Raw genomic sequence first — 10,732 nt, 5'->3', positions numbered from 1 at the left:
TGCTGCGTCACGACCCGCTTCGGGTCGAGGTTGCGCAGGCCACGCAAGTCTTCCAAGGGCTTCCGCAACTGGTCGAACTCGGGGCCCATTTCCTCGCGCAGCTGCTCGCGCGCGCCGGTCGCGAAGTCGCGGGCCTTGCGGACGCTCCTCGCCATCCAGGCCGCCGCTTCGGGCAGCCGTTCGGGTCCGAGGATGAAAAGCCCCGCGATGATGATCACGAGGATCTCGCCCCAGCCGACACTGTCGAACACCCGTGAAACCTCCGCTCGGTGCTGCCCCGCCCAAGACTACCCGGGCCTGTTCTCGTCCTGGCAGGCCCGAACGTCGCACGGGAGCTTAAGAACGGATGTCAGTCCGACCCCAGCGTGACGTCCACCACCAGCAGCGCGCCGTCGCGGGCCAGTTGCACCGGGACGACCTGGCCCGGATCGTGGCTGCGCACCGCGACGGTCAGCTCGGCGGAGTCGCGCACGACGTGGTCGCCGACCTTGGTGATCACGTCGCCTTCCTTGATCCCCGCGGACGCCGCTGGTCCGCCCGGGGCGACGTTGCGCACCTGCGCGCCCATCGTGGTCGAGCCGGCGACCGTCGAGGCCGCGTTGATCCCGATGTCGGCGTGCTTGACCTTGCCGTCCTTGATCAGCGCCTTGGCGATCTTGATCGCGTAGTCGCTGGGAATGGCGAACCCGATGCCGATGCTGCCGCCGTCGGAGCTGGACGAGCGGATCGCGGAGTTGATCCCGACCAGCGCCCCGGTCGAGTCGACGAGCGCACCGCCGGAGTTGCCGTGGTTGATCGCCGCATCGGTCTGGATGGCCGAGTAGGTGACCGGAGCCGCCCCGTTGTCGCCGCCCGCGGTGACCGGCCGGTCGAGCGCGCTGACGATGCCCGCGGTGATCGAGTTCTGCAGCGCGAGCGGCGAGCCGACCGCGATCACCGCGTCCCCGACCTGCAGATCCGACGACTTCCCGACCTGCATCACGACCGGGTTGGTCACGTTGACCTTCACCACGGCGAGGTCGGTCTTCTGGTCTGCCCCCACGATCTTGGCCTCGGTGCGCGTCCCGTCGTTGAACACCGCGGTGATCTTCGTAGCCGCGTCGCCGACCGCCGTCGCGACCACGTGCTCGTTGGTCAGCACGTACCCCTGCGGATCGATCACCACGCCGGAGCCCTGCTCGCCGCTGTCCGCGCCAGGCTTGACGACCTCCAGCGAAACCACCGCGGGCGACACCCGCCGCGCGATGTCCGCGAGCGACCCCGGCGGCCGCTCCTTGGCCGCCTCCGCCTCGGAAATCGTGGCGCTGCCGGTCAACGCGGACCCCGTGTCCGCGACCCACCAGCCGACCAGCCCGCCCACCGCGCCGATCACCAACGCGACGACCCCCAGCAGCGCCAACGCCTTCGGCTGCACCCGCCGCCCGAACAACACCTCGGGCAAGCTCAACTGCGCGCCCTTGGGCAGCTTCGGCTTCTCGGCCTCGTCCTCCTCCGGAGCGACCGCAGGCCCAGCCAACACCGCCCCGGCCGCTGGATCCCGCCACGGATCGCTGGCGTCCGTCCACAACGGATCTTCGGAAGTACCGCTCTCCCCGGAAGCCTCGAGCGGCCGCTGCAACCGCACTCCCTCAGCCCCCGCGGGACGGCTGAACGCCTCCGCCAGCGACTCCGGCGTAGGCGGCGCGAGATTGAGCTTCTGCCCGTTCCCGTTGGGCGCAGGGGTGTAAAGCTTGTCGAACGCCCCCTCGACCCCGTGCGGCCGCCCGAAGACAGCCGCCTGCTGCTGGTCGACCGCAGGCCGCTCAAGCGGCCGAGGCCCCAACCGGTCCGTTCCGACGGCACCGGACTGATCAGAATTAGCGTTCGGCTGGTCGGTCATCATTCCCCGGATGCGGTTCAGTCTGGCTGGGAGTCGACGATACCCAAGCCTAGGGATGAGTGTGCCCAGGCCGCAGTGAAATGCCTGTTGCCTGCACTCCCACACCCCCGCCCGCCACCCGGATGCCGCCCCGTCCGTGAGGGGCCCCTTCACGGACCTGGATTCCCTCAAGGAGCCCTTCACGGACCACCCCCGCCCCGCCCGCCAGGAATGCGCCCCAATGCGGCATTGGGTGCATCGGACGCACCCAATGTGGCGTTCGGTGCGTCCCACGCACCCAATGCCACATTGGGGCGCTAACCCCGCCCCCAACCGCCGCCCGCCGAATCCATCGCAACCACGCCCCCACCCCGCGCGCCCAAAACCGCAGCCAGTGCACCCAACGCATCGAGGCACCCACACCACCCCCGCACCCCGATACGAAGCCAAAATGCGGACGGCGGGTGCTTGTCAAGGCATCTTTCCCGCCTTGACAAGCACCCGCCGTCCGTCATCACAATCAAGCTTCGGGGTGCCCCACGCAACGAAGGGGCGCAATGTCGCCGCCAGGCGACGAGCCACCCGCGATCTACCGAGCCGCGACAGCAGCCCCAGCCCGAACCACCCCAGCTTCTTCCGGCTCCGGCGAAGACGAAGGAGAAGGCGCAGGAGACGAAGAAGGCCCACCAGCCCGAGGCACATTCATATTCGCCGGCAGCAAATTAGCATTAGGCGTCCGAACCGGCCCACTCCCGCCGGACCCGTCCCCGCTATCCGCCGCGGTCCCGACGAGCGCGAGCGCGCTCAGCACGAGCCCGGACACCACGACTCCGGCTCCTTGCGCCGCCCGCTTCCGGCTGAAGGCGAACCGACCGCCGCCGAGCACGTTCGCCGACTGCCCGAGCGGCGCGGTTGTTCCCAACGGCGCAGCACCTCCGAGCACCCCCGCGTCGCGCAGCCCAGCCACCCGGTCCGGCCGCTGGATCGCCACCAGCTGACCGTCCGCGGTGACCGCGAGGTTGTCCGGCGTGCCCGGCAGGTCAGTGTGCTCCGGAATGGACCGGAGACTGGCCAGGAAGCCCGCCGACATCGACGGCGCACCCGCGTCCTTCACCGCCGCGACGGCCTGCCGCTGCGACGTCACCTCGGCCGCGCAGTCCGGGCAGCGCGCGAGGTGCGCGAGCGCACGGTCGTGGGCGACCGGCGTCAGCTCGCCGTCGACCAGTGCGACTACCGCGTCGGGCATGAGGTGGGATTCGGCGAAACGCCAGCCGGTCATACGGGCACCTTCGCAGATTCCTCCCGGGCCGCGCGACGGCGCTCCAGCGACGCGCGCAGCGCCGAGCGGCCGCGGTGGATGCGGCTGCGCACGGTGCCGAGCTTGACGCCCAGCGTCGCGCCGATCTCCTCGTACGACAGTCCTTCCACGTCGCACAGCACGACCGCGGCCCGGAACTCCGGGGGCAGCTCGTCGAGCGCCTCCTGCAGGTCGGGGTCGAGGTGGGTGTCGCTGTAGTGCTGCTCGGGGCTCGGGTCGTCGCCGACGATCCGGTCGGTGTCCTCGGGCAGTCCCTCCATGCGCACGCGCGAGCGGCGGCGCGCCATGTCGAGGAACAGGTTCGTGGTGATCCGGTGCAGCCAGCCCTCGAAGGTGCCGGGCTTGTACGACGCGAGCGACCGGAAGACGCGGATGAACGTCTCCTGGGTCAGGTCCTCGGCGTCGTGCGTGTTGCCGGTGAGGCGGTAGGCGAGCCGGTACACGCGGTCGGCGTGTTCGCGCACGACCTCGTCCCACGAGGGCGGCGTCCAAGCCGTCTCGGCTGCGTCCACGGTCACCGGGGCGGCTTCCGGCAGTTCGGCGTTCTGCATCAGGGGAGCAGGCACCTCCATCTGGGTCAACTCCTCTTCACCTCTGCCAACGCGGGCCGGGCACACGGTGTTCCCGTGTGGTTGAGACTCAGTCTGTCGGTCTTCCTTATGGAACTCATGAGACCGATCTGAGAGCAGCCTGAGAAGTTGGCCGGCGAGGTCCTTTCCAGGGCGATCGCGGGCTTTCCCCCGGGCCGGAAGGCGCTTACCAGGGAGCCTTCGCTGATTTATCGACAACCAGCGCTAACCTTCGCGCGTGAGTTCGGGGACAGAGGCGGCGGCCGAGACCGGGGCGGTCGGCGCCGAGCAGGTCGACGGGTACCTGCCCGACGATGACGTGCTGGCCGCGGCACGGCTGCGCGCGGTCGACCTCGGGTGCGCCCCGCTGGCCCCCGGAGCAGGCACGACGCTGCGGTTTCTCGCCGCGACGGTCGCCGCGCGGGCGGTCGTGGAGGTCGGCACCGGCTCCGGCGTGAGCGGGCTGTACCTGCTGCGCGGGATGGCCGCCGACGGCGTGCTGACCTCGATCGACGTCGAGCCGGAGTACCAGCGGGCGGCGCGCAAGACCTTCCTCGAGGCGGGCTATCCACCGGGCCGGATGCGGCTCATCGTCGGCCGCGCGCTGGACGTGCTGCCGCGGCTCACGCCGGGCGGCTATGACCTGGTGTTCGTCGACGCCGCGCGGATCGAGTACCCGGGCTACTACGAGCAGGGCGTGGCCTTGCTGCGCCGCGGCGGGGTGATCGTGTTCCATCAGGTCCTGGCGGGCGGCAGGCTCACCGACCCGGCACGGCGCGATCCGGAGACGATGGCGTTGCGCGAGGTCGCGCGGGCGGTCCGCGAGGACGACCGGCTGATCCCGGCCCTGCTGCCGGTCGGCGGCGGACTGCTGGTGGCCACCGCGTGCTCGTGAGCGGTCAGCTGCCCACCAGCACCCGCTTCTCGCTCCGCACCCGCGTGCCCACCTGCACCGCCGCCACGGCCAGCCCCAGCCACACCACGACGGCCACGATCAACCAGCTCCACCCGTCCGCTCCGTAGACGACGCTGCCGACCCCGCCGCCGATGCTGCTGCCCAGGTAGTACATGAGCATGTACAGCCCGCCGACCTGTCCGCGCGCGTTCTCCGGGGCCTCGGCCGCGGCCCAGCTGTTCGCGATCGAATGCGCGGCGAAGAACGCCGTCGTCAACACGAGGAAGCCGACGACGATCAACGGCAGCGAGTCCGGAATCGTCAGCAGCGCACCCACCGCCGTCAGCAGCAGCGCGCCGACCAGCGCCTGCCGACGGCCGATCCGCGCGGACAACCGGTTGGCCGTGGCCGAGGAAACCGAGCCCAGCGCGTAAGACACGAACACCAGCGACGCGATCGCCGGCGACAGGTTCAGCGGCGAGCCGGTCAGCCGGAACCCGGCCGCGTTGTACAGCGCGACAAACGACCCCATGGCCAGCAGCGCGACGGCGTACTGCACGAGCAACACCGGCTGCCGCACGGCGGTCAGCAAGCCGGCCCCGATGTCGCGAAGGCCTTGCCGCTCCCCTGTTTTGGCTGGCGAGGGCGGCAGCATCACCACCGTCACGACCGCGCAGACCAGCGAAAGCCCAGCCACCACGTACAGCGCGCCGCGCCAGCCGAACGGACCGGCGGTGAACCCGGTGGCCAGCCGTCCGGTCATGCCGCCGATGGTGTTGCCCGCGATCATCGCGCCGACCGCGGCCGCGACGCCGGTCTTCCCGAGCCGTTCCACGAGGTAAGCCGTGGCCACGCCGGGGAATCCGGCGATCGCGACGCCCTGCACCGCGCGCAGCACCAGCAGCAGCGGGTAGTTCGGCATCAGCGGAAGCAGAAGCCCGAGCACCGAGGAGAGCACGACGGACGCGATGATCACCGGCCGCCGCCCGATCGCCTCGGACAGCGCGGCGATGGGCAGCACGGAGATCGCCAGCGCCCCGGTCGCCACGCTCACCGCGAGCGCCGCGCCGCCGGGATCGAGGTGGTACTGGCCGGCGAGCTGCGGCAGGACCGCCTGCGGGGCGTAGAGCAGGGCGAACGACGTGAAGCCCGCGGCGGCGACCGCGACCTTGGCCCGGCGGGCGGAGGACAGCATGACCTTGAAAGTAAGCTTCGCTAATCAATACGTCTAATACGTAGATCTGCAATCATTCATACTGTGCCGAATGAGAGCCTCACCGCGCAGCTCGTCCCGCACCTGTGTCTGCTGGCCACGCTGCGAAGCACCGGAAACGTCACTCGCACGGCCGAGCTCCTCGGAGTGCCGCAACCCACAGTCAGCAGGCGGCTGGCCGCGCTCGGACAGGCCCTCGGCGCGCCGCTGACCGTGCCCGACGGCCGCGGCGTCCGGCTCACCCGCGCCGCCGAACTGCTGGCCGACGCGGCGGAACGCGCCCTTCCCGTGGTCGACGCCGGGGTCCGCCTCGCCCGCGAGGAGATCGAACCGGCGAGCGGCCGCGTCGTGCTCGGGTTTCTGCACCTGCTCGGCCGGTCGCTGGTGCCGGAATTGCTCCGCAGGTATCGCGAACAGGCCACGACCGCCCGGTTCTCCCTCGTGCAGGGTTCGTTGCAGGACATGGTCGACCGGCTCGTGTCCGGCGAACTCGATCTCGCTCTGCTCGCCCCGGTCGTCGAGGACGAACGGGTGGAGACCGTCGTGCTCGACCGGCAGCCGATCCATCTGTCGGTCCCGGCGGGGCATCGGTTGGCCGGACGGCGCAGCGTGCGCGTCGCGGAGCTGGCCGACGAGCCGTTCGTGCTGCTGGAACCCGGCTACGGCTTGCGCCGGATCACCGACGACCTCTGCGCTGCCGCCGGCTTCACGCCGAAGGTCGCCTTCGAGGGCCAGGAATCCGACACTGTCCGCGGCCTCGTCGGGGCCGGGCTGGGCGTCGCGCTCCTTCCGCGCTTCGAGCCGGGCTCCCCGGCCGGGGTCGCGGAGGTGCCGCTGAACCCGCCGGTCCACCGGACGATCGGGCTGGCCTGGCGAGCCGGGGAACCGCTTTCGCCCGCCGTCCAAGCATTCCGCGACCACGTGCTCGGCAGGACGGATTAGCCGCCGGGGTGGTATTTGTATCCCGGTACCGTGCTAGCGTTCCGGTATAGAAATACCGGGAACTTGAGGACGCGAGGTAGTCGTGATCGAGCTGAAGACGCCTGCGGAGATCGACCGCATGCACGTGACCGGGCGGTTCATCGCCGAGGTGCTGACCGAGGTCGGCAAGCTCGCCGACGTCGGCGTCAACCTGATGGACATCGAGCACCACGTGCGCGGCATGATCAAGCGGCGCGGGGCGGTCTCGTGCTACTGGGATTACGCGCCGTCCTTCGGCGAGGGCCCGTTCCGCAACGTCATCTGCCTGTCGGTCAACGACGCCGTCCTGCACGGCCTTCCGCACGACTACCCGCTTCGCGACGGCGACGTGCTCACCGCGGACATCGCGGTCACCATCGACGGCTGGGCGGCCGACTCGGCGCGCACGATCATCGTCGGCACGCCCGCCGAGGAGGACCAGCGGATCATCCGGGCCACCGAGGAAGCGCTGGAGGCCGCCATCGAGGCGTCCCGCCCGGGCAACCGGCTCGGCGACATCTCGGCCGCGATCGAGGCGGTCGCGACCGGCTACGGCTACCCGGTCAACACCGAGTTCGGCGGGCACGGCATCGGCCGCACCATGCACGGCGATCCGCACGTGTCCAACCGCGGCCGGGCAGGCCGCGGCATGAAACTCCGGCCCGGACTGACGCTCGCGCTGGAACCGTGGCTGGCTCGCACGACGGACAAGATCGTCTACGACCCGGACGGCTGGACCATCCGTTCCGCGGACGGCTCGCGCACCTCGCATTCCGAGCACACGGTCGCGATCACCGACGGGGACCCGATCGTGCTGACCCGCCGCGAGGAAGAGCTGGCGGGAAAGAACTAGCCCCGCACTGCCGCGGCGACTCCCGCCACGGCAGCGACCGGCTAGCCCTCGTAGGAAGCCGCGAACTCCACCAACGTCCGCGCCGCGAACCCGGACGCGCCGGGCACCACGTCGTCGTACGTCTTGTCCGCGCGCGCCGGGCCCGCGATGTCCAGGTGCGCCCACGGCAGCCCCGCGGTGAACTCGCGCAGGAACAGCGCCGCCATGATCCCGCCCGGGCCCCCGGGGGCCTGCCGGACGTCGCCGAGTTCGCCCTCGATGCCGGTCGCGTAGTCCTCGACCAGCGGCATCCGCCACCAGGCCTCCCCGGCGCGGGCGCCCGCCTCGATCACGCGGGCGGCGAGGTCGTCGTCCGTCGCGAAGACGCCGCCGGTGCGCAGGCCGAGCGACACCTTCATCGCGCCGGTCAGCGTGGCCGCGTCGACGATCAGGTCCGGCTTGAACTGGGCGATTCCGTAGGCGAGCGCGTCGGCCATCACCATCCGGCCCTCGGCGTCGGTGTTGCCGACCTCGGTGGTCCGGCCGCCGTAGTGCCGCACGATGTCGCCGGGCCGGTACGAGCCGCCGGAGACGTGGTTTTCCGCCGCGGGCACCAGCGCGGTGACGCGCACCGGCAGCTTCAGCTCGCCGATCGCGCGCATCGCGGCGATCACGGCCGCGCCGCCCGCCATGTCGGTGCGCATCAGGTGCATGCCGTCGGCGGGCTTCAGCGAAATGCCGCCGGTGTCGAAGGTGATCCCCTTGCCCACGAACAGCAGGTGCTTCGTCGCGCTGCGCGGGCGGTGTGTCATTTCGATGAGGCGCGGCGGGGAAGCCGAACCGCCGCCGACCGCCAGGACTCCGCCGAACCCCTTGTCGGCGAGCCACTTCTCGTCCCGCACGGTCACGTCGACCGTGCCGCCCAGCACCTTCGCCGCAGTGTTCGCCAGCCACGCCGGATTCTTGATGTTCGACGGCGTGTTCGCCAGGTCGCGAGTAAAGGCAGCAGCCGCCGCTAGAACGCGTACGCGCGCTACGGCGTCTGCGTACGCGGGTACGGCGCGCTCGTGCGCGACAACGAGGCGTACGGCGGGCACCGGCGGCTTCGGCTCTGTCGTGGTGACCACGAACCGATACCCGCCCAGCGACAGTCCGATCGCCAATTCGGCTGCGTGCTCGGCTGTCGCGTCTTCGGGCAGTACGACCTGGACTGTCCGGATCGGACGGTCCCCGGCCGATTCGCGGAACGCGCGCGCCAACGCGGCACCGGTCTGTCGAAAGTCCTTCGGCGCGCCTTCGCCGATACCGGCGACCCAGCGCGGGGCGTCGCCGTCTTCGGGCACTTCGCGTACTTCGGCGGCGCGTCCGCTCGACCCGTACGCTGTGCCTTCCTCCGCCTCGGCCGGCGCGATCAGCACTGCTCGCGGGACTCCGCGGCGCGTCGCGGCGACGACCTCGATTTCGGGCAGCTTCGTGGGGACGGGTGGTAGCGAGTTACGCACAGCGAGCAACCTTAGGGCGCAGACGAACCGACCCCGGCCTCCAGAAGGAGACCGGGGTGCACAGTGGACAGAGCGGGGAGAGCGCAGGTCAGCCAGTGACCTCCTGCAATGCGGCGCCGAGGTCCTTCGCTTCCTCCGCGGAGAGCTCGACGACCAGCCGGCCGCCACCCTCCAGTGGCACCCGCATGACGAGGCCCCGCCCCTCCTTGGTCACTTCGAGGGGACCATCTCCGGTCCGGGGCTTCATGGCCGCCATAGCGTGCTCCCTCCGTCTCAACCGGCGCGCCCGGGTCGCGCACTCCCATGCCAGCCGGGTCTCGTCCCCCATTGTCCCTCATCAGCGCCCGGGCGCGAACGCGGACCGATCATTTGCCGCCGCATCGGTGCTGGTATGCCGCCCGCCGAGGGTGCGAGACTCAGTCCCGAGAACCCGAGCCGCCGCTTCAGAGGAGCATTTCGTGACCACATCCGACGTCCTGTTGACCGCCGACGCCGACGGCGTGCGCACCCTGCGGCTGAACCGGCCGGAGGCGTACAACTCGCTGACCGTCGAGCTCAAGGAGCGCCTGATCGCCGAGCTGCGCGCGGCCGCCGAGGACCCGGACGTCCGCGCGGTGGTGCTCACCGGCACCGGCAAGGCGTTCTGCGCCGGACAGGACCTCAAGGAGCACGTCGGCCTGCTGCAGGCGAACGACCCCGCCCCGCTGCACACGGTGAGCGACCACTACAACCCGATCGTCAAGGCGATCACCGGGATGCCGAAGCCGGTCATCGCAGCGGTGAACGGCACCGCGGCCGGTGCTGGCGCGGCCTTCGCGTATGCCAGTGACCTGCGGATCGCGGCGGAGTCGTCGTCGTTCTTGATGGCGTTCGCGAATGTCGGGCTTGGGCCGGACTCGGGCGCGTCGTGGACGTTGCAGCGGTTGATCGGGTACGGGCGGGCTGCCGAGTTGATGTTGATGGCGCGGACGGTGGATTCGGCGGAGGCGTTGCGGATCGGGCTCGTCGGGGAGGTTGTGCCGGACGAGGAGCTGGCCGCTCGGGCGCAGAAGGTGGCGGCGAAGCTGGCGGCTGGGCCGACGGTGGCTTACGCGAAGATCAAGGGTGTGTTGGGGGTGGCGGCTGAGTCTTCGTTGGAGGAGGCGTTGGCTGCTGAGGACGCTGCGCAGACGGAGTTGGGGGGTACTGCGGATCATGCGGAGGCTGTGGAGGCGTTTGTGGGGAAGCGGCGGCCTAATTTTCAGGGGAAGTGAAGGGTTAAAGAGGAGCGGCTGCGCCGCATAAGAAAAGAGGGTTGCGTGGGCNCTGCGCCGCATAAGAAAAGAGGGTTGCGTGGGGCACCCCGAAGCTTGATTGTGCTGACGGTTCGGGGGTGCTTGTCAAGGCGGGAAAGATGCCTTGACAAGCACCCCCGAACCGCAGATGCGCTTCGTATCGGGGTGCGGGGGAGGGCTGGGTGCCTCGCTCGTTGGGTGCATCGGCTGCGGGGGGTGGGTGCAACTGATTGTTGGGTGCACCGGCGGCGGTTTGGTTGGGGTGGGGGTTAGCTGTGATGTCCAGGGACGTTGTCCCGGGTTAAGGCGGT

At 70.4% G+C, this 10,732-nt stretch carries 11 protein-coding genes; 4 read left to right on the top strand and 7 right to left on the bottom strand.

Going from position 1 to position 10,732, the window contains the following annotated elements:
• The 4 genes from tatB to sigE form a co-directional block, all read right to left on the bottom strand.
• Positions 1–251: Sec-independent protein translocase protein TatB (gene tatB / locus EIZ44_RS44100; RefSeq protein WP_134734577.1), on the bottom strand; the 251-nt coding region annotated here is incomplete at its 3' end.
• A 98-nt stretch (positions 252–349) separates the two neighbouring features.
• Entirely contained in the window at positions 350–1,879 is a 1,530-nt protein-coding gene (locus EIZ44_RS44095; protein WP_134668858.1) for a S1C family serine protease, read from the bottom strand.
• Positions 1,880–2,447: 568 nt separating this feature from the next.
• Positions 2,448–3,137 (bottom strand): anti-sigma factor family protein, encoded by a 690-nt coding sequence (locus EIZ44_RS44085; RefSeq protein WP_134734575.1) that lies wholly within the window; start codon positions 3,135–3,137, stop codon positions 2,448–2,450.
• Positions 3,134–3,748 carry an RNA polymerase sigma factor SigE gene (sigE, locus tag EIZ44_RS44080; protein ID WP_134734579.1) on the bottom strand — a complete coding sequence of 205 codons (615 nt, stop codon included), beginning with the start codon at positions 3,746–3,748 and terminating at the stop codon, positions 3,134–3,136. The genes EIZ44_RS44085 and sigE overlap by 4 nt, the downstream gene beginning before the upstream one ends.
• 235 nt (positions 3,749–3,983) lie before the next feature.
• On the opposite strand from sigE, the gene EIZ44_RS44075 reads away from it, so the two are divergent.
• Positions 3,984–4,640 (top strand): O-methyltransferase, encoded by a 657-nt coding sequence (locus EIZ44_RS44075; protein WP_037815919.1) that lies wholly within the window; start codon positions 3,984–3,986, stop codon positions 4,638–4,640.
• Positions 4,641–4,644: 4 nt separating this feature from the next.
• Here EIZ44_RS44075 and EIZ44_RS44070 read toward each other — a convergent pair whose 3' ends face one another.
• Positions 4,645–5,835 carry an MFS transporter gene (locus EIZ44_RS44070; RefSeq protein WP_205673501.1) on the bottom strand — a complete coding sequence of 397 codons (1,191 nt, stop codon included), beginning with the start codon at positions 5,833–5,835 and terminating at the stop codon, positions 4,645–4,647.
• A 63-nt stretch (positions 5,836–5,898) separates the two neighbouring features.
• Here EIZ44_RS44070 and EIZ44_RS44065 point away from each other — a divergent pair, with 63 nt between their 5' ends.
• The gene (locus tag EIZ44_RS44065; RefSeq protein WP_043831997.1) at positions 5,899–6,795 is read left to right on the top strand and encodes a LysR family transcriptional regulator; all 897 of its coding nucleotides are present in this window, start codon (positions 5,899–5,901) and stop codon (positions 6,793–6,795) included.
• Between the two features lie 82 nt (positions 6,796–6,877).
• Positions 6,878–7,666: a type I methionyl aminopeptidase gene (gene map, locus EIZ44_RS44060; RefSeq protein WP_037815922.1), complete on the top strand. Its 789-nt coding sequence runs from the start codon at positions 6,878–6,880 to the stop codon at positions 7,664–7,666.
• Positions 7,667–7,707: 41 nt separating this feature from the next.
• On the opposite strand, the gene EIZ44_RS44055 is transcribed toward map, so the two are convergent.
• Together EIZ44_RS44055 and EIZ44_RS44050 are read right to left on the bottom strand one after the other, a co-directional pair.
• Positions 7,708–9,147: a leucyl aminopeptidase family protein gene (locus EIZ44_RS44055; protein ID WP_134734574.1), complete on the bottom strand. Its 1,440-nt coding sequence runs from the start codon at positions 9,145–9,147 to the stop codon at positions 7,708–7,710.
• A gap of 88 nt (positions 9,148–9,235) precedes the next feature.
• Positions 9,236–9,403 carry a DUF3117 domain-containing protein gene (locus EIZ44_RS44050; protein ID WP_005155393.1) on the bottom strand — a complete coding sequence of 56 codons (168 nt, stop codon included), beginning with the start codon at positions 9,401–9,403 and terminating at the stop codon, positions 9,236–9,238.
• 202 nt (positions 9,404–9,605) lie between these two features.
• Here EIZ44_RS44050 and EIZ44_RS44045 point away from each other — a divergent pair, with 202 nt between their 5' ends.
• On the top strand, positions 9,606–10,400 hold the full coding sequence (locus EIZ44_RS44045; protein ID WP_037815927.1) for an enoyl-CoA hydratase-related protein: 795 nt from the start codon (positions 9,606–9,608) through the stop codon (positions 10,398–10,400).
• Positions 10,401–10,732 lie beyond the last annotated feature (332 nt).

Source organism: Amycolatopsis nivea, assembly GCF_004522235.1.
Lineage (GTDB): Bacteria > Actinomycetota > Actinomycetes > Mycobacteriales > Pseudonocardiaceae > Amycolatopsis > Amycolatopsis nivea.
The sequence above is the reverse complement of the archived record's forward strand: the minus strand, read 5'-3'. Positions and strand labels throughout refer to the sequence as shown.

Bases quoted from the DNA above. Each gene is read 5' to 3' on its own strand.
- EIZ44_RS44095 (WP_134668858.1), bottom strand. From the start codon at position 1,879: ATGACCGACCAGCCGAACGCTAATTCTGATCAGTCCGGTGCCGTCGGA.
- EIZ44_RS44050 (WP_005155393.1), bottom strand. From the start codon at position 9,403: ATGGCGGCCATGAAGCCCCGGACCGGAGATGGTCCCCTCGAAGTGACC.
- sigE (WP_134734579.1), bottom strand. From the start codon at position 3,748: ATGGAGGTGCCTGCTCCCCTGATGCAGAACGCCGAACTGCCGGAAGCC.
- EIZ44_RS44085 (WP_134734575.1), bottom strand. From the start codon at position 3,137: ATGACCGGCTGGCGTTTCGCCGAATCCCACCTCATGCCCGACGCGGTA.
- EIZ44_RS44070 (WP_205673501.1), bottom strand. From the start codon at position 5,835: ATGCTGTCCTCCGCCCGCCGGGCCAAGGTCGCGGTCGCCGCCGCGGGC.